Here is a 26,701-nt window from a genome sequence, read left to right as displayed (position 1 = left end):
TTGCTGTAACGCTACTCCGCGAGCTGCACCCGCAGCTCCGTCCGGCTCCCACGGGGCACATCCATCCTGTGGGAAACGGGCCAACCGGCCCGGCGCCCTCCTTGCCGCTCGGCAGCCCGATTCAAGTTCTCTGCGCCAACCCCGATATAAAGGCGATGCATATTTTTTTCGAGCCGATGGCCTGCTTGTGCCATGAATCTGCTCGAACCCTTTGACGGTCATTAAGGGTTTGCCAATACTCGGGCAACCGGTTACCGCGTGCTCGGAACAAGGAATTTTCCTTTGAAGGTGGAACTCAAGCACAGCTTGTCGCTGAGATTGCTGAGGATTGTGCTGCTCTCCACGCTGGTGGTGGGCGTGGTGCTCAGCTGTGGGCAAATCATTCTCGACGGCTACAAGACCCGACACACGATCGCCCGCGATGCCGAGCGCATCCTCGAGATGTTCCAGGACCCGTCCACCCAGGCCGTCTATAGCCTGGACAAGGAAATGGCCCTGCAGGTGATCGAAGGGCTGTTCCAGGACCCGGCCGTGCGCGCCGCCTCCATTGGCCACCCTGGCGAGGAAATGCTTGCCGAGCGCGAGCGCCCGCTGGCGAACACCGCTACCCGCTGGCTCACCGACCCTGTATTGGAGAAGGAGCGCACCTTCAGCATTCGGCTGATCGGCCGCCCGCCTTACAACGAGTACTACGGCGACCTGAATATCACGCTGGATACCGCCACCTACGGTGAAGAGTTCGTGCGCAACTCCTGGGTGCTGTTCGTCTCCGGGGTGCTGCGCGCCATGCTCATGGGGCTGGTGCTGTACCTGGTGTATCACTGGCTGCTCACCAAGCCACTGTCGCGCATGCTGGAACACCTGAGCGAGATCACGCCGGACCGGCCCGGCCAGCATCAGCTGCCACTTCCCAAGGGCCATGAAAAGAATGAGCTGGGCTTGTGGGTGCGCACCGCGAACGAGCTGCTCACGTCCATCGAGCGCAATACCACGCTACGGCGTGAGGCCGAGGACAGTTTGTTGCGCATGTCCCAGTACGACTTCCTCACAGGCCTGCCCAACCGGCTGCAACTGCAGCAGCAACTGGACCAGATCCTGACCGACGCGGCCCGCATGCAGCGGCGCGTGGCGGTCATCTGCGTGGGCCTGGATGACTTCAAGGGCGTGAACGAGCAGTACAGCTATCAGGCAGGCGACCAGTTGCTGTTGGCCACCGCCGACAGGCTTCGGGCCCACAGCGGTCGCCTCGGCGCCCTCGCCCGCCTGGGTGGTGACCAGTTCGCTCTGGTGCAGGCCAACATCGAGGAGCCCTACAAGGCGGCGGAGCTGGCCCAGCACATCCTTGACGACCTCGCCGCGCCCTTTGCCCTGGATGCCCGCGAGATCCGCCTGCGCGCCACTATTGGCATCACCCTCTTCCCCGAAGACGGCGACAGCACCGAGAAGCTGCTGCAAAAGGCCGAGCAAACCATGACACTGGCCAAGACCCGGTCACGCAACCGCTATCAGTTTTATGTCGCCAGCGTGGACAGCGAGATGCGCCGCCGGCGTGAGCTGGAAAAAGCCCTGCGCGAAGCCTTGGCACACAACCAGCTGTTCCTGGTGTATCAACCCCAGATCAGCTATCGCGACCATCGTATCGTGGGCGTGGAGGCACTGTTGCGCTGGCAGCACCCGGAATTCGGGTTTATCCCGCCGGATCAGTTCATCCCCCTGGCGGAGCAGAACGGCACTATCGTTTCGATCGGAGAATGGGTACTCGACCAGGCCTGCGCGCAGCTACGGGAATGGCATGACCAAGGCTTCACCCATTTGCGTATGGCGGTAAACCTGTCCACGGTACAGTTGCACCACAGCGAACTGCCTCGGGTGGTGAGCAACATCTTGCAGATGTACCGCTTGCCACCGCGCAGCCTCGAGCTGGAAGTCACCGAAACTGGCCTGATGGAAGACATCAGCACGGCCGCCCAGCACTTGCTGAGCTTGCGCCAGTCCGGCGCCTTGATCGCCATTGACGACTTCGGTACCGGGTACTCGTCCCTGGGCTATCTGCGCTCGCTTCCCCTGGACAAGATCAAGATCGACAAGAGCTTCGTGAAAGACCTGCTGGAAGACGAAGATGACGCGACCATCGTTCGCGCCGTGATTCAGCTGGGCAAGAGCCTGGGCATGCAGGTGATCGCCGAAGGCGTAGAAACGGCAGAACAGGAGGCCTACATCATTGCCGAGGGATGCCACGAAGGCCAAGGCTATTACTACTCACGGCCCTTGCCGGCCCGCGACCTGCTGACGTTCCTCAAGCAGGCCGAGCGTGGGCGGGTAATCCATTCCTGATGGTGTGGCCCTGGATGAATTATTTTTCAGCCGGGCCTTTACATCAAATGCAAATCCTTCGCATCATGTGGCCCGCTTCGTTCGGCGCCACGGGCGCCTATCGCCACTTCTGATGCAGGAATTGCCCATGATCCGTACGCCGTTGGTTGCCAGTCTGCTGGCCATTGCCATTTCGCTCGCCGGTTGCGGCGACAACGACAAGGAAAAGGCAGCCGCGCAAACGCCTGCGCCGACAGCGGCGAACGCCAGTGCCACGCCTGCGGCGGTTGCTCTGGACCAGGCGGCGGCCAAGGCCGTTGTCGGCCATTACAGCGAAATGGTCTATGCGGTGTTCAGCGACGCCCTCACCACCGCAACGGCGCTGCAGCAAGCCGTGGATGCCTTCCTCGCCAAGCCCGACGCCAATACGCTCAAGGCCGCGCGCGAAGCCTGGCTCGCCGCCAGGCCCTCCTACCTGCAAAGCGAAGTCTTCCGCTTCGGCAATACCATCATCGACGACTGGGAAGGCCAGGTGAACGCCTGGCCCCTGGACGAGGGCCTGATCGACTACGTGGCCAAGGGGTATGAACCGGCCCTGGGTAACCCGGGCGGCAGCGCCAACATCATTGCCAACACCGAGATCCAGGTAGGCGAAGACAAGGTGGACGTGAAGGACATCACTCCGGAGAAGCTCGCCAGCCTCAACGAGCTGGGCGGCTCCGAGGCCAACGTTGCCACCGGTTACCACGCCATCGAGTTCCTGCTGTGGGGCCAGGACCTCAACGGCACGGGCCCGGGAGCCGGCAACCGCCCCGCCAGTGACTACCTGCAAGGCAAGGGCGCCACGGGCGGCCACAACGATCGCCGCCGCGCCTACCTCAAGGCCTCGACCGACCTGCTGGTCAGCGACCTGAAGGAGATGGTCGGCAACTGGAAGCCGGGCGTGGCCGACAACTACCGCGCCAGCCTGGAAGCCGAGCCTGTGGATAGCGGCCTGCGCAAGATGCTGTTCGGCATGGGCAGCCTGTCGCTGGGCGAACTGGCCGGCGAGCGCCTGAAGGTAGCCCTGGAAGCCAACTCGCCTGAAGACGAACACGACTGCTTCAGCGACAACACCCATAACTCGGCCTTCTTCAATGCCAAGGGCATTCGCAACGTTTACCTGGGCGAATACCTGCGCGCCGACGGCACCCGCCTGACCGGCCCAAGCCTGTCGTCGCTGGTGGCGAAGATCGACCCGGCCACCGACGAAGCCCTCAAGGCCGACCTGGCGGACACCGAAGCGAAAATGCAGGTGATCGTCGATCACGCCAACAAAGGCGAGCACTTCGACCAGCTGATTGCCTCAGGCAACACCGCTGGTAACCAGATCGTACGCGATGCGATCGGGGCGCTGGTGAAGCAGACCGGGGCGATCGAGCAAGCGGCAGGGAAGTTGGGGATTACGGATCTGAATCCGGATAACGCTGAACACGAGTTCTAGGGGGAGGGCGCTCGGTGATGCTGCGTTGAGCGAGGACTCTTTCATGGCGAGCCCTGCCCTGCAGTGGCTCGCTTTTGCATTTCTGTAGCGTGGGTTGTTTCGATGTTTCCAATGGTGGTTCACAGGTCATTCCTAGCCTTGGCCATAGGCCTGGGGCTGGTGGCCTGTGACCAGGCGCCACGCTTCACCGCGGCCGAACCGGGGGAAGCGCTCTCCGGCGGCTCCGCGACTGTGCAGCGCAGCGATGTGAATGCCTATGCCCTGCCTTCGGGCAATCTCGGGGCGGCACGGCGGGTGGACTTCAGCGTGGGCAACAGCTTCTTTCGCAACCCCTGGGTGATCGCGCCATCCACCACCACCGCGCGGGATGGGCTGGGGCCGCTGTTCAATACCAATGCCTGCCAGAACTGTCACATTCGTGATGGCCGTGGCCAACCGCCCGAGCCGGGGGCCAGTAATGCGGTGTCCATGCTGGTGAGGCTGTCCGTACCGCACTCCGGTGAAGCAGTCGAAAGCGTGCGCCGGCTCGGCTTCGCCCCGGAACCCACCTACGGCATGCAATTGCAGGACATGTCCATCCCGGGCGTGCAGCCGGAAGGCCGTGTGCGGGTACGCTATACCCCAGTTCCGATTACCTTTGCCGACGGGTTCAGGGTAGAGCTGCGCAAGCCGGAACTGCAGATCGATCAGCTGGGTTATGGGCCGCTGCATCCGCAGGCGCGGATGTCTGCCCGGATCGCCCCGCCGATGATCGGCCTGGGCTTGCTTGAGGCCATCCCAGAAAGCGCCATTCTGGCTAACGCCAAGGCCCAGGCTGCCGCCGACGACGGCGTGCACGGCCGCGCCAACCAGGTGTTCGATGACGCCAGCGGGCAAACGGTGCTGGGGCGCTTCGGCTGGAAAGGCGGCCAGCCAAGCTTGGACCAGCAGAACGCCCATGCCTTCGCCGGGGACCTGGGGATAACCTCCTCGCTGCACCCTACCGACGATTGCACGCCGGCACAGGCCGCGTGCCTGGGTGCGGTCAACGGCAACCAGAGCGCGAGCGAGGCCTTTGAGGTCAGCGACAACATTCGCCGGCTGGTGTTGTTCTACAGCCGCAACCTTGGGGTGCCGGCGCGGCGCGGCGAGGCAAGCGCGCAGGTACTCGAAGGCAAAAGCCTGTTCCATCAGGCCGGTTGCCAGGCCTGCCATGTGCCGCACTACGTCACCCGCGCCGATGCCGCCGAACCGGAGCTCGCCAACCAGTCGATCCGACCGTATACGGACCTTCTGCTGCATGACATGGGCCCAGGCCTCGCCGATGGCCATGAGGAGTTCGAAGCACGTGGCCAGGACTGGCGAACGCCACCGTTGTGGGGCATCGGCCTGTCCGCAACCGTAAACCCTCGGGGCCGCTACCTGCATGATGGCCGCGCACGAAACCTGCTCGAAGCCGTGTTGTGGCACGACGGCGAAGCCGCCGCGGCAAAATCGAAAGTGTTGCGTTTCGACGCCAATCAGCGATCGGCATTGCTGGCCTTTCTCGAATCCCTATAACATTCCCGACCTTTTGCTGTGGAGCCCCTCATGTTCCGTCCCAAGCTGCTGTTCACCAGCCTTGCCGCCCTCGCCCTGGGTGCCTGCGCACCCCAGGACCCGCAAGCGGTGACCAGCGCCGCACTGGCTACCCAGGTGATATTGCCCACCTACAGCCAGTGGGTAGACGCCGACCGGCAGCTCGCACAGAGTGCCTTGGCGTTCTGTCAGGGCACGGAAAGCCTGGACAAGGCCCGCACTGACTTCCTTGCCGCGCAAAAAGCCTGGGCGGCCTTGCAGCCACTGCTGATCGGGCCGCTGACCGAGGGCAACCGCGCGTGGTCCGTGCAGTTCTGGCCGGACAAGAAAAACCTGGTCGGGCGCCAGGTGGAACAGCTCGTCGCCACTGGCGGCGCCCTCGATGCCGCCGCGCTGGGCAAGGCCAGCGTGGTAGTACAGGGCCTTTCTGCCTATGAGTACATCCTCTTCGACAGCAAGCCCGAGGTTGCCGACGCAGCCCGCAAGGCGAGCTATTGCCCCCTGCTGGTCGCCATCGGTGAGCACCAGAAGGCACTGGCCGAAGACATCCTCGCCACCTGGAAGCGCGATGACGGCATGCTGGCGCAGCTCACCAAATTCCCTAACCAGCGGTATGCCGATGCCCACGAAGCCATTGCCGACCTACTGCGGGCCCAGGTGACCGCGCTCGACAGCCTGAAGAAAAAACTCGGCGCGCCCATGGGCCGGCAAAGCAAAGGCGTTGCCCAGCCGTACCAGGCCGAAGCGTGGCGCAGCCAGTCCTCGCTCAAAAGCCTTCAGGCTAGCCTGAGCGCCGCCCAAGCCGTATGGAACGGGGTAGACGGAAAAGGCTTGCGCGCGCTTTTGCCAAGCGATCAAAAGCCGTTGGCCGACAAGATCGACGCCGCCTATGGCGCTGCCGCCCAGGCCTTGAGCGACAACCCGAAAACCCTTACCGAGTTGCTCGCCGACCCAGCTGGTCAGCAAACGCTGGACGGGATTTACGAGCGCCTCAATACTGTGCACCGCCTCCACGAAGGCGAACTGGCCCGCGCGCTGAACATTCAGCTGGGCTTCAACGCCAATGACGGTGACTGACATGCAACGCTCGCTTTCGGCACTGGCTCAACGGTGGGCAGGCTCGCTGAAACTCGGCGGCTGGCGCCTGATCGGCAACCGTAGCCGAAGCGCGCTGCTGTTATCCGCCCGGGATGACGCCGACGGCGGCCACTATGCCGTGGGTTATCGTATCGACGGTAGCTTGGCCTTCAGCACCCAAGTAGCGCAGCGGTGCCACGCCATCATCGAGCACCCTCACCAACCGATAGCGCTGTTCGTGGCCCGCCGCCCGGGCACGGAAAGCTACCTGGTGGATCTTCGAGACGGCCGCCTGCTGCAAACCCTGCACTCGCAGCCCGGCCGGCACTTTTACGGCCATGCGGTCGTGCACCACGCCGGCGAATGGTTATACGCGACGGAGAACGACACCACCCAGCCAGGCCGCGGCCTGCTGGGCGTGTACCGCTTCACCGGCGAGCGGCTGGAGCACTTCGGCGAGCTGCCCACTCACGGCATCGGGCCTCACGAAGTGGCCTGGCTACCGGACGGCGAAACGCTGGTGGTCGCCAACGGCGGTATCCGCACGGAAGCAGAGAGCCGGGTAGACATGAACCTCGATGCCATGGAGCCAAGCCTGGTACTGATGCGCCGGGACGGCACCTTGATCAGCCAGGAAACCCTGGCCCAGCCCATGAACAGCATTCGCCACCTGGCTGTGGCCGGCGACGGCACCGTGGCGGCGTGCCAGCAGTTCATGGGCAGTGGTGACGAGGTCGCACAGTTGCTGGCCATCAAGCGGCCCGGCCAAGCCTTCGTGCCCTTCCCCGTCGGTGATAACCAATTACTTTCCATGGGCAATTACACCGCCAGTGTGGCCATCAACGACGCGCTGCGCCTGGTGGCAATAACTGCCCCTCGGGCCAACCGCTTCTTCGTATGGGACCTGGACACGGCCGAGGTGAAGGTGGACGCGTCCATGCCCGACTGCGCCGGCGTTGCGGCGGTAAAAGGGGGATTCGTGGTCACGTCCGGGCAAGGGCGGTGCCGTTATTACAGCGCCCGCAAAGGGCAATGGCTGGGCACGCCTATGGCACTGCCGTCGGCCTACTGGGATAACCACTTGCACGTGTTGCAGCCCTAGCTACAGGCGCCAGAAACGAAAAATCCCGCCGAAGCGGGATTTTTGTGCACAAGGTTTGCTCAAGCGCCGGAACGCAGGCCCTGGGCGAGGCCGAACATAAGCAGCATCGCGTTATGGCCCGGCTGAACCTGATCCGTATCGGCCTTTTGCGCCTTGGGGAAGGGGCAAATACCTTGGCCATCTTCGGCCCGTAATACGCCCGGGCGAGGCTCATCCCAGGCCGCGACCGCGACGGTGGTCAATGCCAACGAGGCCAACAAAAACAAACTTCGTGCAATTTGTAGGTTCATCGCTCTAACCCTTTGACAACGCTGCCAAACGCCGTCTCATAAAAGTAGAGCAGTTTCTTCCAGTCCGCATCGCTGAACGACGAATGGCGGCGCAGTTGTTTCATGTCATGCTGCGAGGCCGCCGCTGCGGTAAACCGGCGCCGGCACTTCTCCAGATCCAGCAGCGCCACCTCGGCCTTGGGGCCATTTGCCGTTTCGGTCACCCGAACGAATACATGCTTGATGTACAGGCAACTGTGCTGCCAACGCCCTTGATGCATACGCGCCAGGTTGACAGCGAAGTCTTTGAGCAACTGGTCGTGCAGCGCTTCGCCATAGCGTTCGCGCCCGCCTTTTTCGTACCAGTGAGTGATTTCCTCGAACCCGTCCAGCGATGCGGTCACCAGCAAGGCTTTCCAACCCACTGCCTGGTCGCGTCGGGCGCCGCAGAACAGTAGCCGTGGCACTCGCACCTGAAGCTTGCTCAGGCCTTGCAAGGCATCGCGCTCGCGCAACACGGTTGGTCGGCCAAACGGGTGCAGCGGGGAGCGGTAGATATGCCCCACCTGCCGCTTCACATAGATCATGTTGTGGTCGGGCAGAATCACCCGCTGTACACCGCTTTCGCCGCCGCGGCGCCGATTGGGTTCTTCCACCCACTCACCCTGGCTCTGCCAATAGCGTTCAAAGCCAGCCTGGCTACTGTCAAAGCTGGGTTCACCCGCCTGTTCTACCGCCATCAAGGTCACTCCTTACGCAATACATACACTCGCCACATGGCATACAGCGGCAAAAAGTCGAGGCGCTCCTGAATCCGGAAGCCCGCTTTGGCAAACTCGGCCTCCACGGTGTTTACCGGCAACAGGAAACGATTCTGGTACTTCGGTGCTTCGCCTCGCTTGGCGCGGTTGCGCTCCGAACGCTGGCGCTTCCACGCCTTGAAGTTGCCATCCACCCACAAGGAGAGAATGACTGAATCCCGGCTCACGCGATGAAACTCGCGAAGCATGGCCACACGGTGACTCGACTCGCCGATGTGGTGCATCAAGCGCATCGAGAAAATGCAATCCACAGCGCTATCTGGCAAATCAATGTCAAACGCCGACGTCTGCATCGGTCGAACCCGCTCCACCACGTGCGGCGGCTGCATTTTACAGGCCGTGGCAACCATGTCCGGCGAGTTATCGGCACCGATGATCACGCGGTTCGCTTTCTCGGCAAGCATGGGCCAGAACCGCCCCGCGCCGCAGGGAAGGTCGAGCACCAGGCTGGGATCGCCCGCCAGTTCCAGCGCCTTGCGTGCCAATTGCACATCTCGCAGGTGCGAAAGGCGGCGCGACAAGCCGTTCTGGTGCTTATGGAAGTAACGCCGCGCATGCGCTTCGTCGTACTTTTCGGAAAACTCGAGCTTGATCGGATCGCTCATTTGAACCTCCTGGAACATGCCGGGCACCTTAGGCCGCAGGAGGTAATCACCGAGTCGTCTAAATGTGAAAAAACTGTAATAAGACGTTAACAGGGCGCTGGGTGCGTTGCCAGATGTTTCAACTAGGCGGAGATGAAACCCGGTTTACGCACCCCCGGGTGCTCCCAGCACAACGTGGAACACACAGCCCTGAGGCTCATTGGTGGTGAGCGTAACGGTCCAGCCCTGGTCATCGCAGATGCGCTGCACCAGCGACAGGCCCAGCCCAAGCCCCTCGCCACGCTTCTCGTTCCCGCGCACGAATGGCTGGAACATCGCTTCCCGTTTTTCTTCAGGGATGCCCACGCCAGTGTCTTCGACGCTGAAGCCCGCCGGGTTGAGGCTCAAGCGAATGAACCCTTTGTCCGTGTAATGCAGCGCATTGCGCAACAGGTTGCTCATCACCGTGTGAAGGAAGGTAGCGTTGTAGCGATGATCAGTTGCCTCGCCTGGCTCGTACAGCAACGCCAGGCCCTTTTGCTCGATGGGCTGGCGCCACTGCGCCAGAAGGTCCTCGGCCACTTCGGCCAAAGTGATCTGTGCAGCCATGGTCTCGTTACGTTGGGCGCGCGCAAGCATCAGGAAGGTCTGTACCAGATCGCGCATTTCTTCGCTGGCGCGGGTGATACGCTCCGCCTGGGCCCTGGCGCGGTCGTCAAGGCGGTCATTGGCCAGCAACAGCTCGCAGGACGTCGCCAGTACCATCAGCGGTGTGCGCAGCTCATGGCTGACATCGCTGGTGAACAGCCGCTCTCGGGTCAGCGCCTGGCGCAGCCGGCCAAGGGTGGCGTCGAAGGCGACGGCCAACTGCCCCACTTCGTCCTCGGCATAGTCCGGGGCGAGCGGTGGGGCCAGCCCGAGCAACTGGTCACGATGGCGAACCTGCCGGGCCAGACGGATGACCGGGGCCATTACGCGACGGGCCAATACCCAGCCTAGGAACGCTGCCAGTGCGAGGCTGAGCACGAAGCCCACCACCACAACGGCGAAAAGAATACGTTCACGCTCTTCGAAATCGCTCTGGTCCTGCAGCAGCACGTAACGGCGGCCGTCAATGATTTCTACCATCGCATGGTAGGAAAGGTCGCCGCGAAAGACCTCGTGAAAACCCGCGGACAAGTGCCGCAGGTCTTTGGGCAGTGCGAAATCGCCGCGGCCATTGCTGAAGTAGAACAGCTGGTCCGGCTCGGGCCGATGGCTCCAGTCGTCCATCGTGTCCATGAGCAACAGGCGCTGCAGGTCCCCACCCAGCCCGGCAGAAATCAGCTTTTCTTCCACAAGGTGCACCGTCGCTACGATGCCCACCGCGAACGCCCCTGCCACCAACGCGCTCATCAGCGCGAAGGCGATGATGATCCGCTGTGCAAGGCTTTGCTTAAACTCCATCCCGGCCCTCGGTGAGGCGATAGCCTACGCCATGCACCGTTTGCAGCAGGGGCTTGGCGAAGGGCTTGTCGATGACCTGGCGCAGCTGGTGCACATGGCTGCGCAAGCTGTCGCTGTCGGGGCAATCATCCCCCCAGAGCGCTTCTTCAAGCACTTCGCGCCGCAACACGTGAGGGCTTTTCTGCATCAGCACCGCCAACAGCTTGAGGCCGACCGGGTTAAGCTTGAGCAGCTTGCCCTCACGTACCACCTCCAGCGTGTCCAGATCGTAGTGCAGGTCGCCCACCTGCAAGGTGCGCTTTCCTCCGCCCTGGGCGCGGCGCATTACCGCCTCGATGCGGGCGGCCAATTCCGACAGCGCGAAGGGCTTGACCAGGTAGTCGTCTGCGCCATTGCGAAAGCCTTGCAAGCGGTCGTCCAACTGGTCACGGGCCGTAAGCATGATCACCGGCGTGTCCAGGCGGGCATCCTCGCGCAGGCGCTTGCACAAGGTGTAGCCGTCGATCCCGGGCAGCATCACGTCGAGCACGATGAGGTCATAGTGTTCGGTGGCGGCCAGGTGAAGGCCCGAAAGCCCGTCCTGGGCGCAGTCCACCGTATAGCCCTTCAGGCCAAGGTAATCGGCCAGGTTGGCAAGAATGTCGCGGTTGTCTTCGACCACGAGAATGCGCATGGATGGTTCCTCTGTTTACGCTGCACGACCGGAAGCCGGCGCAGCTTACGCCCTGTTCGCGGCCCAGTGCTAGCGCAAATCCTCACCGCAAAATTTTCACGCGCCCTTGACGGTTGGGCCACGGCGGGCTTGCGAAAGTGCTGCGCCATCGGCCACGCCCCGGCTTTGGAGGCTTCATGACTGCCCGCTACACACGCCCGCTCAATTGGCCCCTGGCGCTGGGAATTCCCGCGCTGCTGGTATTTGGCCTGCTGTTGCTTGAGTTCACCAACCTGGATATGTGGCTGGCCAGGCTGGCCTATGACAGCCGTGCCAGGCAGTTCCTGGGAAGGCACAGCGCCTTTCTGGAAGATGTACTGCATGACCGCGCCAAGCAAGCGGTGATCGTGATCGGCCTTCTGGCCGTGGCGGCATTTCTCGGCTCGATGGTACTGGCCCGGCTTAAACCCTGGCGGCGCGAGCTCGGCTGCGTGGTGCTGTCGATGGCACTGGCCACCAGTTTCGTGACGCCGCTCAAGGCGGTGACCGAAGTTCAGTGCCCCTGGAGCCTGACCCAGTTCGGGGGTACCGAAACCTACAGCAAGGTGTTCGAAAGCCGCCCGGCAACCGATCACCCAGGCCGGTGCTGGCCAGGTGGCCACGCCGCTACCGGCTTTACCCTGTTTGCCTTGTATTTTGCGCTCCGGGATCGGCGGCCTCGGTTGGCACGCGCTGCCTTTGGCGTTGCCCTGGGGTTGGGCATTGTGTTTTCCGTGGGCCGGATGCTGCAGGGCGCGCACTTCTTTTCGCACAACGTATGGACAGCCGTGTTCTGCTGGTGGATCTGCCTGGGCGCCTACCGGCTGGTGCTGTACCGCCGGCCAGCAACATGTGCGTTAGCGGCCAGCCTGTCAACCCGTTCATAGCCAATCCGAGCGATAAAAAAACCATAAAAAAACCCCGCCGTTTTACCGGCGGGGGTTTTCAGGGGCTGGGGTCAGCCGGGCTTACATCATGCCGCCCATGCCACCCATACCGCCCATGCCGCCCATGTCAGGCATGCCGCCACCAGCCTTGTCGTCTGGCAGGTCAGCGATCATGGCTTCGGTGGTGATCATCAGCGAGGCGATGGAGGTCGCGGCTTGCAGCGCGGAACGGGTCACTTTCGCTGGGTCCAGGATGCCCATTTCGATCATGTCGCCGTATTCACCGGTAGCGGCGTTGTAGCCGTAGTTACCGGAACCTTGCTTGACCTTGTCAACGACTACGCTTGGCTCGTCGCCAGCGTTGGCAACGATCTGGCGCAGCGGTGCTTCAACAGCGCGACGCAGCAGCGCGATACCAACGTTCTGGTCTTCGTTCTCGCCTTTGAGCTCGGAGATGGCCTGCAGTGCACGAACCAGCGCAACACCACCGCCAGGCACCACGCCTTCTTCGACGGCTGCGCGGGTAGCGTGCAGGGCGTCTTCAACGCGGGCTTTCTTCTCTTTCATCTCGACTTCGGTACCGGCACCGACCTTGATCAGAGCAACACCGCCGGACAGCTTGGCCAGGCGCTCTTGCAGTTTTTCACGGTCGTAGTCGGACGAGGTATCGGCAACCTGGGCGCGGATCTGGGAAACGCGAGCCAGGATGTCTTCCTTGGAACCGGCACCATCGACGATGGTGGTGTTTTCCTTGGTCATGGTTACGCGCTTGGCGGTACCCAGGTGATCAAGGGTGGTGGTTTCCAGGGTGAGGCCGATTTCTTCGGAGATCACGGTACCGCCGGTGAGGATGGCGATGTCCTGCAGCATGGCCTTGCGGCGATCGCCGAAGCCAGGCGCCTTGACAGCGGCAACCTTGACGATCCCACGCATGTTGTTGACAACCAGGGTAGCCAGGGCTTCGCCTTCGATGTCTTCAGCGACGATTACCAGCGGGCGGCCCGACTTGGCGACGGCTTCCAGTACTGGCAGCAGTTCGCGGATGTTGGAGATCTTCTTGTCAACCAGCAGCAGCAGCGGGCTTTCCAGCTCGGCCACCATGGTGTCTGGCTTGTTCACGAAGTAAGGGGACAGGTAGCCACGGTCGAACTGCATGCCTTCAACCACAGACAGTTCGTTTTCCAGGCCCGAGCCTTCTTCAACGGTGATAACGCCTTCGTTACCGACTTTTTCCATGGCTTCGGCGATGATCTTGCCGATGTCGGTGTCGGAGTTGGCGGAGATGGTACCGACCTGAGCGATTGCCTTGTTGTCAGCGCATGGCTTGGACAGCTTCTTGATCTCGGCGACGATGGCGATGGTCGCCTTGTCGATGCCGCGCTTGAGGTCCATCGGGTTCATGCCAGCGGCGACCGACTTCAGGCCTTCGTTGACAATGGCCTGGGCCAGAACGGTAGCGGTGGTGGTACCGTCGCCTGCGTCGTCGTTAGCGCGGGAGGCCACGTCTTTCAGCAGCTGGGCGCCCATGTTCTCGAAGGCGTCCTTGAGTTCGATTTCCTTGGCAACGGAAACGCCGTCCTTGGTGATGGTCGGAGCGCCGAAGCTCTTGGCGATCACCACGTTGCGGCCTTTCGGGCCCAGGGTAGCCTTGACGGCGTCAGCCAGGACGTTAACGCCAACCAGCATTTTCTTGCGAGCGGAGTCGCCGAATTTTACTTCTTTAGCAGCCATGATCGTTTTCCTTGAATCAGAAGTCGTGACGGAATATCAGAGGCACTCAGCGGGCTGATCAGCCTTCGACAACGGCGAGGATTTCGTTCTCGCTCATTACCAGCAGGTCTTCGCCATCAACCTTGACAGTGTTGCTGCCCGAGTAGGGACCAAACACGACCTTGTCGCCTACCTTCACGGCCGGGGCGCGCACTTCACCGCTGTCCAGAACGCGACCGGTGCCAACGGCGACGACTTCGCCACGGTTTGGCTTCTCGGCGGCGGAGCCAGGCAGAACGATGCCGCCGGCGGTCTTGGACTCTTCTTCACTGCGGCGAATGACGACGCGGTCATGCAGAGGACGAAGCTTCATTGTCGATCTCTCCTAATTATGGTTGTCCATCGGCCAGGTTCGCCCGGGCCACTTGATGCAGTCCGGCTTTCGCCGGGCGCGCTGCGCAAGATGCCCAACGCGGATTATTGACCGGCTACTGTGGCCGGAACCTTGCGGTGACCCATACATGAGGCCACGCACTTCAATTACAAGGCCGGCCTAAAAAAATTTTTGCGCCTTATGGCCCGGCAGAATGCAGCGCGCCCCCGAAAATGGGGGCGCGGCGTGGAAGGTGTACTCAGGAATCCCGGTGTTCGTATTCGCCTTCGATCACATTGGGCCGGCGCGGCCCCGGAGGCGAAACGTCCGGGCCTGCGTCGCTGAACGCACGCTGACGCATGGCCTGGGCCTGCATGCGGTCACCGATCTTGCCCGCCAGCAGGTTACGCGTTGGCGGAAGCAGGAGCAGCACGCCAACCAGGTCGCTGATGAAGCCCGGCAACAGCAACAACAGGCCGCCAGCGGCGATCATTGCCCCGTTCAGCATATCTTCGGCGGGCAGCTGGCCGCTGCGCAGGCTTTCCCGTGCACGCAAGGCGGTGGCCAGGCCCGCCACGCGCAGTACCAGAACGCCCAGGGCCGAGCCCGCGATGATCAACAGCAGGGCCGGGAAAAAGCCGATGGCCAACCCCACCCGAAAGAAAACGTAGAGCTCCAGCACCGGAAACAGGAGCAGCAGCAACAGAAAGGCACGCATTGAAATATCCTCGGCGAAAGTCACCCGTATATGTGCCGACGATACGCTTCATTTCAAGCGTGTGCTTGTCGCAAAGCGGATAAACACTCATGCAAGCCGCGCCAGCCTTGGGCTGGCGCAGATGTTTCGAGGTATTGCCCCGAGCCTTGTGCGCTTACCAGGTAACCCCGAAGCCCGCCGTATAACGGCTGCTGTCCAGGTCGTTATTGTCACTGGTGCCGGTGATCAGGTCTTTCTCATACTTGAGGTTGAGCGAGGCCCATTCGGTAACCTTGTAGCGCAGCCCTACCTCGGCATCCAGGCTGTAGTCAGCCACGTTGCTCAGAGGGCGGCCCAGCTCGCCGGTACTGAACAGCTCGACGGTTTTCCCGATCAGGAACCGGTTGTAGTCCCACTTCAGGGCCACCGAGTAGAAGTTTTCCTTGGTATCGTCGGCAAACTGGTAATCGGTACGGTTCAACAGGCCACCGAGCGAGAAGGCGCCCAGCTCGTTGTCCCAGAACTGGTAACCCGGGCCGGTACCCACGGTCCGCTGGCGGCGGATGTCTTCGATGTTGTCATGCTTGTAGTTCAAGCGGCCCTGCCAGAACCACTGGTCGGTGATGAACCGGTCCAGGGAATACTCCATGGCCCAGTTGTCGGTACCGGTCACGCCATCTTCGGTTTCGCGGTTGTATTCTCCGTCCGCGATGTGCCGCCACCGGCCATGACGGGCCGTGGTCTTGAAGGCAATGTTGTAATCGTCGGTATTGGTTTCGGCGCGCTTGAAGTCCAGAGCGGCGTCGATGTTACCCTTCCAACTCAGGTCCTGGACCAGCGGCTTGGGCTTCATCAGCTGCTGGATGCTCGCCAGCTCGACCGTCTTGGGGGCGTCGCCATTGGCCAGGATGACCTTGCCCTCATCGGCGGGCTTGAGCGACTTGGCCACTTCGCTGTCATAAGCGTCCTGACGCACCAGCAAGGGCTGGTCGGTTTCCAGGGTTTTCACCTGTTTCATGTCCACCGGGATGGACCCGCCATACGGCGTGTCGAGCATCAGCTTGCCGCCGTCGAACACCTTGATGGTGCCGGTGAGGCGGTCACCGTTTTTCATCCAGACGGTGTCGGCGAAGGCCGAAGACATGGTGCAGGTAACAGCCACACACAACAGGGTTCTGGGGAACATAGGCAACTACGGACTCTATTTCGTGGAAGATCGGCCTTATCCTGCGATAACGAAGGACTCAGGACTGACCCGATTATGCGAAACGAGTTCCGCCACATGCCCAGCAATAATGTAACCGAGCCGTTACCAGATACCCGCAAGCTGGCGCTGTACGCCACGCTGGCGTCCATCCCCGAAGGCCGGGTGGTGACCTATGGGCAACTGGGCGAGCTGGCAGGGCTCGCTCGCGCGGCGCGTTGGGTAGGGCGCCAGTTAAGCCAACTGCCGGAAGGTTCAAGCCTGCCCTGGCACCGTGTGATCGCCGCTGGCGGGCGCCTGAGCCTGCCTGCGGGAAGCCCGAGCGGCGATGAGCAACGGGCTCGTTTGCGCGCCGAAGGATTGACCATTAGCGGGAATCGTGTGGATATCCGGCGGCATGGCTGGCGCCCGGGCGAGCACAGCGGTTAGAGTGCGCGCTTTGTTTTTGCAGATTTGAGGCACAGCTTCGCCCATGCCCGGTAAAACCTGGCGCGCCGCCCTGGCCGCCTACGCCAGCCCCTCCACACTGGTGCTGTTGCTTCTCGGCTTCGCCTCTGGCCTGCCCTACATGCTGGTGTTTTCTACCCTCTCGGTCTGGCTGCGTGAAGCCGGGGTCGCTCGGGAAACCATCGGCTATGCCAGCCTCATCGGCCTGGCCTATGCCTTCAAGTGGGTATGGTCGCCGCTGCTCGACCAATGGCGATTGCCGGTGCTCGCGCGCCTGGGCCGGCGGCGTTCATGGCTGGTGCTCGCCCAGGCCCTGGTAATCCTGGGGTTGATCGGGATGAGCTTCTGCGATCCGCAAAAGCACTTGCCGTGGCTGATTGCAATTGCCGTGGTGGTTGCGTTCGCCTCCGCCACCCAGGATATCGCCGTGGACGCGTACCGACTGGAAATCGCCGGCGATCAGCGGCAGGCCGCGCTGGCGGCCAGTTATATGGCTGGCTATCGAGTCGCCGCGCTTCTGGCAACCGCCGGGGCGCTGTTCTTCGCCGAATGGTTCGGGTCTACCGGCTTTGCCTACCTGCACCGCGCCTGGGCCGGTACCTACCTGCTGTTCGGCGTGATGATGGTGCCGGCGCTGGTGACCACCCTGCTGATGCGCGAGCCCCCGGTTCCGCTGCGCACGCAGCTGTCTGCCGCGCGTTACGGGTTCATTCACCAGGTGGCCTCGGTGGTGGTGCTGATCATTCTGCTGGTGTCGGTGCCAGCCATGTTCACGCAGCTGTACAACACCGATTTCGCCAGTGTGCTCAGCGGTGACATGAGCCCGCTGGACCTGCTGCTCGAAGACCGGGCCTTCCTGCGGGCACTGCTGTACACCATTCTCACCGCGCTGTGCCTCTCGTCCCTCGGCAGGCGCGGGTTGGCGCCGGTGCTTACGCCGGTGAACGATTTCATCCTGCGCTACCGCTGGCAGGCACTGCTGCTATTGGGGCTGATCGCCACGTATCGGATGTCCGATACGGTCATGGGCGTGATGGCCAACGTGTTCTACATCGACCAGGGCTTCACCAAGGACCAGATCGCCAGTGTGAGCAAACTGTTCGGCCTGGTCATGACGCTACTGGGTGCAGGCGCGGGTGGGCTGCTGATCGTGCGGTTCGGCATCATGCCGATCCTGTTCATCGGCGGCGCGGCGTCGGCGGCGACTAACATCCTGTTCCTGATGCTGGCGGACATGGGGCCGAACCTGAAAATGCTGATGGTGACCATCTCCCTGGACAACCTCAGCTCCGGCCTGGCGACCTCGGCGTTCGTGGCTTACCTTTCCAGCCTCACCAACCTCAAGTTCTCGGCGACGCAATATGCCCTGCTGAGCTCGATCATGCTGCTGTTGCCGCGCTTGATCGGCGGCTATTCAGGAGTAATGGTGGAGAAGTATGGCTACCACACGTTCTTTCTCATTACCGCGCTGATGGGCGTACCTACGCTGATCCTCATCCTGCTTCATTGGCGATATCACAACATCGCCGAAGCAGAAGAGGATAAGCCCTCGCCGCCGTAGGAACTGCCAGTCAGGCCTGGCCCTGCTCCTTGGATTGCGTGAGGATCTGCGGGGCAGGCGCGGGCGCGGCGTTGCTTTGTTCCTGCACTACGCGCACCACGCGCTGCGGGAACGGGATATCGATACCTTCGGCACGCAAGCGGTCTCGAACCTCGGCATTGAGCATGTTCAGCACGCCGCCATAGTCCCCGGTGTTCACCCACAGGCGCAGCGACAAGGTAATCGCACTGTCCCCAAGCGCGGCTACCACGGCTTCGGGCGCGGGGGTTTCCAGCACGCGCGGGTCCTTGGCCAGGTCGAGCAATACTTCCCGCCCTTTTTGCAGGTCCGCGTCGTAGTCCACGCCAATGTCCAGTGTGATCTTGCGGGTAGGCTGGCGGTTGGTATTGGTGATGATGCCGTTGGACAGATTGCCGTTAGGCACGATAACGGTCTTGTTGTCACCGGTACGCAGTACCGTATGGAAGATCTGGATGGCGTCCACGGTACCGGATACGCCCTGGGCCTCGATCCAGTCACCAATGCGGAATGGCCGGAATAGCAGAATCAACACCCCGCCCGCGAAGTTCGACAGGCTGCCCTGCAGCGCCAACCCTACCGCCAGGCCGGCAGCGCCTATGGCGGCAACGAAGGACGTGGTTTCGATACCGATCATCGAGGCAACGCTGACCAGTAACAGTATTTTCAGAATGATGTTGGCCAGGGTGCTGATGAACCCTTGCAGCGCGAGGTCGGCATGGCGCAGCGCGAGCAGCTTGCCGATTTCCCGGGTGACCCTGTTCACCAGCCACCAGCCGACGACCAACGTAAGGACAGCCAGCAGCACACGGCTGCCGTATTCCATGATCATGGGTATCCATGCCTGCGAGGCGCGGACGAGGTGATCTACTTCAGCGTTCAGATCCATGGGGCGTCTCCTGTTTCAGCTATCCGAGAGGGGCGAACCGGTCGCCTCAGTCAACAGCCGTCCGACGCCCTGCCGCCCCCGATGGTTCCCCGGTACTCAGTCGCGGAAGTTGTTGAACTGCAGCGGCATGCCGAATTGCTCGCCACGCAGCAGCGCCATGGCTTCCTGCAGGTCGTCGCGCTTCTTGCCGGTCACCCGCACCTGCTCGCCCTGGATGGCAGCCTGTACCTTGAGCTTGGCGTCCTTGATGCGGGCCACCACTTTCTTGGCCATTTCCTTGTCCAGGCCTTCACGCAAGACCACGTCCTGCTTCATTTCCTTTCCGGAAGCGTACGGATCCTTTACTTCCAGGCACTGAACGTCGATCTTGCGCTTCACCAGCGCCATGCGCAGGATCTCCAGCGTGGCCTCAAGCTGGAACTCCGCTTCAGCGGTCAGGTTCACAGTCTTGTCCTTCTCGTTGAACGACATCTGCGCCTTTCCCTTGAGGTCATAGCGGCGTTCCAACTCTTTAACGGCATTGTCGACGGCGTTGGTGACTTCGTGTTTGTCCAACTCGGACACTACGTCGAACGAGGGCATTGAATATTCTCCAAAATGTTACGCATTAGCAGCTTACAGGGTGTTTTTGTCGGTTAAGCACGATAAACCTGCTCACCTGGCTTGACGACCAAAAGCGCGGATCATTATAACGAGTGCCAGCATTGCGACATGCTTTCCTCGCGAATCGGTCACAAGCCCATGGATAGCATTATTTCCGTTACACAGCGGCCTTTCCTTTATTGCGAGCGTTAGATGTCGAACCCCAACCTGAGTATCCTCCTGGCCATCGATGATGCCGGCTTGCGCGATGGCGCAGCCGAGCTGCTGTTGCAGGGCGGTTACACCGACGTGCGCCTTTGTGCGGTTGCCGGCGCATTGGCCGAAATGGACCAGCGCTCGGCCGACTTGCTGGTAACTGCCGGCGACGAGGGCCTGCGCCTGGCTTCCAAGGTGCGGGTGCTGGACGAAGCCACCGAAAGCCATACCTGGGTGGTGCTGGTAGACCCCCGTGAGAGCGAGCAGTTGCTCGACGAAACGGCCGACCTGGGCATCGATGACCTGTTACCACCCTCGTTGATCGACGCGCAGCTGCTGGCGCGAGTTCATGCCGGTGATCGCCTGTACAGCATGCTGCAGCGCTTCGGCCGGGAAAACCGCCTGCTACGCGACAATATCGCCAGCCTTGAACAGCGCAACCTGGTGGACCCGCTCACCGGCCTGGGCAACGGCCGCTACCTGCGGCAAAAGCTCGAAGACAGCCTGCGGCAGATCCAGGCGCGCGGCGGCGCGCTGTGCTACCTGCTGATTGGCTTGCAGAACGCCGACGCACTTCAGCGCGAATACGGCGAGGAATTCTACGACGAATTGCTGCAAGGTGTAGGGCGTCGGCTGCAACAAATGGTTCGCCCACTCGATGTGCTCGCTCGGGTAGACGAGCACCACTTCGTCCTGCTCACCCTCCCCCGCAGCTTGCAGGAGTGCGCGCCGAGCAGCTTCAAGCGGCTGCATGACGGCCTCAACCTCAAAGGCTTCATGACCAGCGCAGGCCTGGTAGACCTTCGTGCGGGGATCAGCCTGGTAGGGTTGGATGAGAAAAGCCTGCCGGTGGAGCCGCTGAGCCTGTTCGGCGAAGCCAGCCGGCTGCTTCAGGAAGCGTATCAGTCTGGGCTGGTGAACGCCCGGCGCTTGCCTGCCAAAGCCTGACCTCATGACCGATGCCCCGTGGTACGTACTCGGCGTGGGCAGCGTAGGTACGTTGTGGGCCTGCCGGCTCGCCCGCGCCGGGTTGCCCGTGCGGCTACTGCTACGAAATGCCGCGCGCCTTGGCCGCTATCAGCAGGGGCCGGGGTTGCGGCTGATAGAAGGCAACTGTGAAACGGGCTTCGCGTTACCAGCGCAAACCGCCGACGCGCCAGGCCCTATCCAACGCCTGTTGGTTGCCTGCAAGGCCTACGATGCAGAAGCGGCAGTGGCGAGCGTGCGGCATCGGTTATCGAATGGCGCACAGGTAGTGCTGCTGCAGAACGGCCTTGGCAGCCAACAAGCGGTGGCCAGCCTGCTGCCAAAGGCTGAGGTGATCTTCGCCTCAACCACCGAAGGCGCCTGGGCCCGCCCCGATGGCGCGGTCGTTTTCGCCGGCCAGGGTTTGACATGGCTGGGAACGCCACAGAGCGGCCCAGCGCCTGTTTGGCTGGATGACCTGACTCGCGCGGCGATACCTCATCAATGGACAACCGATATTCTGATGCGCCTGTGGCGCAAGCTGGCAATCAACTGTGCCATCAACCCCCTTACGGTGCTTGATCAGTGCCCCAACGGCGGCTTGCGCGCGCACCCGCGAACGCTGGCCGTTGTGTGCCAGGAACTCGAAGTGCTGCTGCACGCCGTTGGCCAGCCAACCGCAGCCTGCGGCTTGGCCGAAGACGTGGAGAGGGTTATCGAGGCGACAGCCGAGAACTACTCCTCCATGTATCAGGACGTGGCGGCTGGCCGGCGTACCGAGGTTCACTACCTGATCGGTTATGCCTGTGCCCAGGCGCGGCAGGCAGGCACGCCTGTGCCCGCGCTGGATGCCCTGCACAAGGCGCTGCTGGCCAAGCTGCGTACCCTAGGGCTACCAACGGGCTGAGCGCACTGTTTGCTACACTCGGCCCGTTCCCTGTGAGCCGGATCTGCGATGCCTCTGCGACAGCGTCTTGAAAACCTACCCGTCGGGCAAAAACTGCTCGCCGCCCTGCTGGTGCTGATGGTGACGGTGCTGGTAGTGGCCAACCTCACCTTTATCACTGCCGCCTACTGGATTTCCCACGAAAGCATGGCGCCTCAGGCCATGCAAACCATCGGCAAGCTGGTCAGCCAGCCCCAACTGGCCCAGCGGGCAGCGATCGATGCCGACGCGGCAAACGCACTGCTTCGCGAGTTGGACAGCTACTCTCCCCTGCGCGCCGCAGCCGTGTATAGCGCCGACGGGCAGCGCCTGGCTCAGCTGCAGCATGGCACCAGGCTGTCGCTGCCCAAGCATTTCGACGCGCTGGATGACTGGCGCCTCACTGAGTTCCGCAGCATACAAGTGGCCGAGCTACCTGCCCCCGGGGCCTTGCCAGGCAGCGCGCCCGGGCACCTGTTGCTGGTAGCCAGCAGCGAGTTGCCCATGGCGTTCTATACCGGCACTTTCACCGCCAGCCTGGGCATTCTGGTGTTCAGCGTGCTGCTGTGGATGGTGATCGCGCGGCAGATTCGCCGCCTGATCACCCGGCCCATCTACCAGCTTGAAGAACTGACCCGCCAGGTAACCCGCGAAGAAAACTATTCACTGCGCGCCGCGCCCGGCAACCATGACGAGATCGGCAGCCTGGCCGAAGCGTTCAACACCATGCTTTCGCGCATGGAAGCCCGCGAGCAGCAGCTCAAGCGCGCCCGGGACGACTCCCAGGCGGCCTATGACGCCGCCCAAGGCCTGGCCGAGGAAACCCGCCATACCAACCGCAAGCTCGAGCTGGAAGTGGAGGTGCGCAGCAAGATCGAGAAAAAGCTCACGGGCTTCCAGAACTACCTCAACAGCATCATCGACTCCATGCCCTCGGCGCTTATCGCGTTGGATGAGCAGCTGTACGTAACCCAGTGGAACAAGGAAGCGAGCGCGCTTTCCGGCACACCACTGGACGAAGCCCTCAACCAGCCGATCTTTCTGGCCTTCGAGCCCCTCAAACCCTTCCTGTCCCAACTCAGGACCACCGTGGAACAGCATCGGGTGGTCAAGGTGGAGCGCGTAACCTGGCTCAAGGACGACGTACCTCATCATTACGCCCTCACCTGCTATCCCTTGGCGGGTGGCGCGGGGCGGGGCGTGGTCATCCGCATCGACGACATTACCCAGCGCCTGTCCCTTGAAGAAATGATGGTGCAGTCGGAAAAAATGCTGTCAGTGGGTGGCCTGGCGGCAGGGATGGCCCATGAGATCAACAACCCCTTGGGCGCGATCCTGCATAACGTGCAGAACATCCGTCGGCGCCTATCGGTAGAGTTGCCGAAGAACCGGGAGCAGGCCGAAACCGTCGGCGTGCCGTTCGACAAGATCACCCAGTACCTGGAAGCGAGGGAAATCCCACAGTTGCTCGATGGCATCCAGGGAGCGGGCGCGCGGGCGGCAAAAATCGTGACGCACATGCTCAGCTTCAGCCGCCGTAGCGATCGCCAGATGGCACCGTGCGACCTCCCCGCGCTGATCGACCAGGCGATCGAGATCGCTGGCAGTGACTTCGACTTGAGCATCGGCTTCGATTTTCGCGGGCAGTCGATCACGCGGCAATTCGACCCGCGGCTGGGGCCGGTGCCCGGTACCGCCAACGAGCTTGAGCAGGTGTTGCTCAACTTGCTCAAAAATGCCGCCCAGGCCATTCATCAGCGCGAAAACCCCACCGAAACGGGGCGCATTGTGGTGCGTACCAGGCTCAACGGTGGCTGGGCAGAGCTACAGGTCGAGGACAATGGTGTGGGCATGCCGGAAAACGTACGCAAACGAATGTTCGAACCTTTCTTTACCACCAAGGAGGTAGGCCAAGGCACCGGCTTGGGCTTGTCCGTGTCTTACTTCATCATTACCAATAACCACAAGGGCCAGATGGAAGTGCAGTCCAAAGAAGGTGTAGGCACCTGCTTTACCCTGCGCCTGCCTCTGGTGCAGCCAGCCGTGGCCAGCGCCGTCGCATTGGGAGCATGAAATGGGATTCAGGCTATCGAAGATCTACACCCGTACGGGCGATACGGGGGAAACCGGGCTGGGTGACGGCCGCCGTGTCGCCAAGGACCACCCTCGCGTGGAAGCCATGGGCGAGGTGGACACGCTCAACAGCCAGCTGGGGTTGCTGTTGGCGTACCTTGCAGACAAGCCGGCCCTGGCGGAGGTGATGACTGTTCTTGCTCCTTGCCAGCACCGCTTGTTCGACTTGGGCGGTGAGCTGGCAATGCCTGGACATCGCGCCCTGTTCGACACCGAAATCCAGCGCGTGGAGGGTGCAATCGACAGCTGGAACGAGGTGCTGGGCCCGTTGAAAAATTTCATCCTGCCGGGGGGTTCAGTATGCATTGCCCAGGCTCATCTGTGTCGCAGCCAGGCCCGCACCGCAGAACGGCGATGCCAGCACCTGCACCGTGAGGAACCGCAGGAAGGCGTAGGCCTGGCTTACCTGAACCGGCTATCAGACCTGCTGTTCGTGGCAGCGCGAATGATCGCCAGGCTGGAAGGAGTGGATGAAGTGCTGTGGGCGCAGCAACAGGGGCCAAGGTAGGCCCCTATAGGCGTTCTTACCCCGCAGATCGGCCTGGCACAGGCCAGAAGGCACGGATGCCGGCCACGCCCTGCGCGCCGGCGCTCCAGGCGCGCTTGCAATCCGCGGGGCCTACGCCACCCAGCAGGAACACCGGCTTGCTGAAGCCGGCAATCAGCGCTTCGGCCTGCTCCCAACCCAAGGGTGACGCGTCAGGGTGAGTTTGAGTGGGCTGCACCGGTGACAGGGTCACGAAATCGACGCCCATGCGCTCGGCAAGCTCGAGCTCCTCGGGGCCGTGGCACGAAGCCGCGAGCCATCGGTCCGGTGGGAAAGGCCTGCCGTTGGCTGCGTATTTGCGCAGCTGGGCCGCCGTAAGGTGCCAGCCTGCGGCAGGAAAGTCCCCCAGCCACTCCAGTGGCCCCTTGAGCATCAGCTGCGCCTTGCCGGCACACAGCCCCACGGCATCGACCGCAAGGTCCCGATACTGCGGGTCATAGAGGTTAGGTGCACGCAGTTGCACCAGTCGCGTGCCCTGGGCGATGGCCGTACGCAGGCCACCGAGCAATTCTGGCCCCGGCAACCCTTCAGGCGTGATCAGGTAGGTGGAGGGCAAACGCGCTGCGTTGACAATCGGCAGGTTGGCCGCCGGGAAGTCATAGTTCACCAGCGCCTTTGGTGCTACCCAGGCAAGCGGTTGGCCTTCGGCCCCGTGAGGCTCGCCGTTGAAGCCGTCCACTTCCCATACGTCCAGCAGCACCTGCTTGTCAGGGTAATCGTGGGCCACCTTGATCAGCGGCCGAGCGGCCGTGACCTCGATGCCCAGTTCCTCGGCCAGTTCACGTGCAAGCCCGGCATGGGCCGACTCGCCCTCCTCCAGCTTGCCGCCCGGGAATTCCCACAGGTTGCCCTGATGCTGCGCCGCGCTACGGCGAGCGATCAGCACCTTGCCATCGGAGCGGCGAATCACCGCCGCCGCTACATGAACCCGTTTCATACATCCTCCATGCCGCGCCAGTGCGTGCGATCAGGTGCGGTATTCGGCGTTGATTTTCACGTACTCGTGGGACAGGTCGGTGGTCCAGATGGTCTCGCTGCAGCCACCGCGGCCCAGCTCGATACGAATGCCGATCTCCGCCTGCGCCATTACCGCGGCGCCCTGCTCTTCGGTGTAGCTCGCCGCACGCCCACCCTGGCTGGCGATGCACACATCGCCCAGGTACACGTCGATCTTGCTCACATCCAGCTCAGGCACGCCGGCACGGCCGACAGCGGCAAGGATACGGCCCCAGTTGGGGTCGGAAGCAAACAGTGCGGTCTTGATCAGGGGGGAATGCGCAACGGCATACCCCACGTCCAGGCACTCCTGATGGTTGCCGCCGCCATTCACTTGCACGGTCACGAATTTGGTCGCGCCTTCGCCATCCCGCACGATGGCCTGCGCCACTTCCATGCACACGTCGAATACCGCTGCTTTCAGGGCAGCGAACAGCGGGCCGTTGGCTTCGGTAATTTCCGCCAACGCCGCCTTGCCGGTCGCGATCAGCATGCAGCAGTCGTTGGTGGACGTGTCGCCGTCGATGGTGATGCGGTTGAACGACTTGTTCGCAGCGTCGCGGATCAGGTCCTGCAATACCGCCTGGGACACCTTGGCGTCGGTGGCGATGTAGCCCAACATGGTGGCCATGTTCGGGCGAATCATGCCCGCCCCCTTGCTGATGCCGGTAACGGTGACGGTCACACCATCGTGGGTGAATTGCCGGCTGGCGCCCTTGGGCAGGGTGTCCGTGGTCATGATGCCAGTGGCTGCCTCGGCCCAGTTGTTTTCGCTCAGGCCGTCCAGCGCGGCTTGCAGCGCGCCTTCGATCTTCTCCACAGGCAGAGGCTCGCCGATCACACCAGTGGAAAACGGCAGTACGGCAGCCGCTTCAACGCCCACCAGGCGCCCCAGGGTTTCACAGGTGCGGGCTGCGGCTTCCAGCCCGGGCTGGCCGGTGCCGGCGTTGGCATTGCCGGTGTTGGTCAGCAGGTACCGTACTGGCCCGCCCACGCGTTGCCTGGCCAGGATAACCGGCGCCGCGCAAAAGGCGTTAAGGGTGAACACACCAGCCACGGTAGCGCCCTCGGCACAGCGCATCACCACCACATCTTTGCGGCCCGGTCGCTTGATGCCCGCCGAAGCGATGCCCAACTCAAAACCGGGAACGGGGTGCAGGGTGGGCAAGGGACCGAGACCGACAGCCATTGATGACTCCTTGAAAAA

The 26,701-nt window shown here is 62.4% G+C and carries 25 protein-coding genes; 12 read left to right on the top strand and 13 right to left on the bottom strand.

Translation table 11 applies throughout. The features are described from left to right. The first annotated feature begins 282 nt into the window (after nt 1-282). From LG385_RS01810 to LG385_RS01790, 5 genes are all read left to right on the top strand, one after another. Entirely contained in the window at nt 283-2,334 is a 2,052-nt protein-coding gene (locus LG385_RS01810; RefSeq protein ID WP_181115300.1) for a putative bifunctional diguanylate cyclase/phosphodiesterase, read from the top strand. Nucleotides 2,335-2,461: 127 nt separating this feature from the next. Continuing rightward, nucleotides 2,462-3,796: an imelysin family protein gene (locus LG385_RS01805; RefSeq protein ID WP_225771945.1), complete on the top strand. Its 1,335-nt coding sequence runs from the start codon at nt 2,462-2,464 to the stop codon at nt 3,794-3,796. 111 nt (nt 3,797-3,907) lie between these two features. After that, a complete protein-coding gene (locus LG385_RS01800) occupies nt 3,908-5,335 on the top strand; it encodes a di-heme oxidoredictase family protein (protein WP_225776148.1) in 1,428 nt (475 codons plus the stop codon). 30 nt (nt 5,336-5,365) lie between these two features. Further along, entirely contained in the window at nt 5,366-6,430 is a 1,065-nt protein-coding gene (locus tag LG385_RS01795; RefSeq protein WP_225771943.1) for an imelysin family protein, read from the top strand. 1 nt (nt 6,431) lies between these two features. Next, the gene (locus LG385_RS01790) at nt 6,432-7,532 is read left to right on the top strand and encodes a DUF1513 domain-containing protein (protein ID WP_225771941.1); all 1,101 of its coding nucleotides are present in this window, start codon (nt 6,432-6,434) and stop codon (nt 7,530-7,532) included. A 59-nt stretch (nt 7,533-7,591) separates the two neighbouring features. Here LG385_RS01790 and LG385_RS01785 read toward each other — a convergent pair whose 3' ends face one another. From LG385_RS01785 to LG385_RS01765, 5 genes are all read right to left on the bottom strand, one after another. After that, the gene (locus tag LG385_RS01785) at nt 7,592-7,822 is read right to left on the bottom strand and encodes a hypothetical protein (RefSeq protein WP_225771939.1); all 231 of its coding nucleotides are present in this window, start codon (nt 7,820-7,822) and stop codon (nt 7,592-7,594) included. Next, entirely contained in the window at nt 7,819-8,541 is a 723-nt protein-coding gene (locus LG385_RS01780) for a lipopolysaccharide kinase InaA family protein (RefSeq protein ID WP_181119475.1), read from the bottom strand. Before LG385_RS01780 ends, LG385_RS01785 begins: the two co-directional genes overlap by 4 nt. Before the next feature lie 5 nt (nt 8,542-8,546). Next, nucleotides 8,547-9,227, bottom strand: coding sequence for a class I SAM-dependent methyltransferase (locus tag LG385_RS01775; RefSeq protein WP_225771937.1), 681 nt, complete (start codon nt 9,225-9,227; stop codon nt 8,547-8,549). 144 nt (nt 9,228-9,371) lie between these two features. Next, entirely contained in the window at nt 9,372-10,652 is a 1,281-nt protein-coding gene (locus LG385_RS01770) for a sensor histidine kinase (protein ID WP_225771935.1), read from the bottom strand. Further along, a complete protein-coding gene (locus tag LG385_RS01765) occupies nt 10,642-11,325 on the bottom strand; it encodes a response regulator transcription factor (RefSeq protein WP_181115312.1) in 684 nt (227 codons plus the stop codon). Before LG385_RS01765 ends, LG385_RS01770 begins: the two co-directional genes overlap by 11 nt. A 176-nt stretch (nt 11,326-11,501) precedes the next feature. Here LG385_RS01765 and LG385_RS01760 point away from each other — a divergent pair, with 176 nt between their 5' ends. Then, nucleotides 11,502-12,230, top strand: a complete 729-nt coding sequence (locus LG385_RS01760; RefSeq protein WP_225771933.1) for a phosphatase PAP2 family protein — start codon at nt 11,502-11,504, stop codon at nt 12,228-12,230. A gap of 81 nt (nt 12,231-12,311) precedes the next feature. Here the strand turns inward: LG385_RS01760 and groL are convergent, their stop codons facing one another. The 4 genes from groL to LG385_RS01740 form a co-directional block, all read right to left on the bottom strand. Beyond that, nucleotides 12,312-13,961: a chaperonin GroEL gene (gene groL, locus LG385_RS01755; protein ID WP_181115314.1), complete on the bottom strand. Its 1,650-nt coding sequence runs from the start codon at nt 13,959-13,961 to the stop codon at nt 12,312-12,314. A gap of 58 nt (nt 13,962-14,019) precedes the next feature. Continuing rightward, nucleotides 14,020-14,313 carry a co-chaperone GroES gene (locus tag LG385_RS01750; protein ID WP_181115316.1) on the bottom strand — a complete coding sequence of 98 codons (294 nt, stop codon included), beginning with the start codon at nt 14,311-14,313 and terminating at the stop codon, nt 14,020-14,022. 259 nt (nt 14,314-14,572) lie between these two features. Next, a complete protein-coding gene (locus LG385_RS01745) occupies nt 14,573-15,031 on the bottom strand; it encodes an FxsA family protein (RefSeq protein ID WP_181115319.1) in 459 nt (152 codons plus the stop codon). A gap of 154 nt (nt 15,032-15,185) precedes the next feature. Next, nucleotides 15,186-16,196, bottom strand: coding sequence for a DUF481 domain-containing protein (locus LG385_RS01740; protein WP_225771931.1), 1,011 nt, complete (start codon nt 16,194-16,196; stop codon nt 15,186-15,188). A gap of 96 nt (nt 16,197-16,292) precedes the next feature. On the opposite strand from LG385_RS01740, the gene LG385_RS01735 reads away from it, so the two are divergent. Beyond that, a complete protein-coding gene (locus LG385_RS01735) occupies nt 16,293-16,643 on the top strand; it encodes an MGMT family protein (protein ID WP_225771929.1) in 351 nt (116 codons plus the stop codon). 43 nt (nt 16,644-16,686) lie between these two features. Continuing rightward, nucleotides 16,687-18,222: an AmpG family muropeptide MFS transporter gene (locus LG385_RS01730; RefSeq protein ID WP_181115327.1), complete on the top strand. Its 1,536-nt coding sequence runs from the start codon at nt 16,687-16,689 to the stop codon at nt 18,220-18,222. A 10-nt stretch (nt 18,223-18,232) separates the two neighbouring features. On the opposite strand, the gene LG385_RS01725 is transcribed toward LG385_RS01730, so the two are convergent. Both LG385_RS01725 and LG385_RS01720 read right to left on the bottom strand, forming a co-directional pair. Beyond that, a complete protein-coding gene (locus LG385_RS01725) occupies nt 18,233-19,129 on the bottom strand; it encodes a mechanosensitive ion channel family protein (protein WP_225771927.1) in 897 nt (298 codons plus the stop codon). Between the two features lie 96 nt (nt 19,130-19,225). Next, complete coding sequence (locus tag LG385_RS01720) at nt 19,226-19,711, bottom strand: YajQ family cyclic di-GMP-binding protein (protein ID WP_181115332.1); 486 nt, start codon at nt 19,709-19,711, stop codon at nt 19,226-19,228. A 213-nt stretch (nt 19,712-19,924) separates the two neighbouring features. Between LG385_RS01720 and LG385_RS01715 the strand changes: the two genes are divergently transcribed. The 4 genes from LG385_RS01715 to LG385_RS01700 are packed head-to-tail and all read left to right on the top strand — an operon-like array spanning nt 19,925 to nt 24,459. After that, nucleotides 19,925-20,875, top strand: a complete 951-nt coding sequence (locus LG385_RS01715) for a GGDEF domain-containing protein (RefSeq protein ID WP_225771925.1) — start codon at nt 19,925-19,927, stop codon at nt 20,873-20,875. Nucleotides 20,876-20,879: 4 nt separating this feature from the next. Then, nucleotides 20,880-21,800, top strand: a complete 921-nt coding sequence (locus LG385_RS01710) for a putative 2-dehydropantoate 2-reductase (RefSeq protein WP_225771923.1) — start codon at nt 20,880-20,882, stop codon at nt 21,798-21,800. Between the two features lie 48 nt (nt 21,801-21,848). Continuing rightward, complete coding sequence (locus tag LG385_RS01705) at nt 21,849-23,891, top strand: ATP-binding protein (RefSeq protein WP_225771921.1); 2,043 nt, start codon at nt 21,849-21,851, stop codon at nt 23,889-23,891. 1 nt (nt 23,892) lies between these two features. Next, entirely contained in the window at nt 23,893-24,459 is a 567-nt protein-coding gene (locus tag LG385_RS01700) for a cob(I)yrinic acid a,c-diamide adenosyltransferase (RefSeq protein WP_181115340.1), read from the top strand. A gap of 16 nt (nt 24,460-24,475) precedes the next feature. Here the strand turns inward: LG385_RS01700 and LG385_RS01695 are convergent, their stop codons facing one another. Both LG385_RS01695 and argJ read right to left on the bottom strand, forming a co-directional pair. Further along, on the bottom strand, nt 24,476-25,435 hold the full coding sequence (locus LG385_RS01695) for a Nudix family hydrolase (protein WP_225771919.1): 960 nt from the start codon (nt 25,433-25,435) through the stop codon (nt 24,476-24,478). Nucleotides 25,436-25,465: 30 nt separating this feature from the next. Beyond that, entirely contained in the window at nt 25,466-26,683 is a 1,218-nt protein-coding gene (gene argJ / locus LG385_RS01690) for a bifunctional glutamate N-acetyltransferase/amino-acid acetyltransferase ArgJ (RefSeq protein WP_225771917.1), read from the bottom strand. Nucleotides 26,684-26,701 lie beyond the last annotated feature (18 nt).

Source organism: Pseudomonas sp. Marseille-Q5115 (assembly GCF_916618905.1).
GTDB classification, from domain to species: Bacteria; Pseudomonadota; Gammaproteobacteria; order Pseudomonadales; family Pseudomonadaceae; genus Aquipseudomonas; species Aquipseudomonas japonica_A.
The sequence above is the reverse complement of the archived record's forward strand: the minus strand, read 5'-3'. Positions and strand labels throughout refer to the sequence as shown.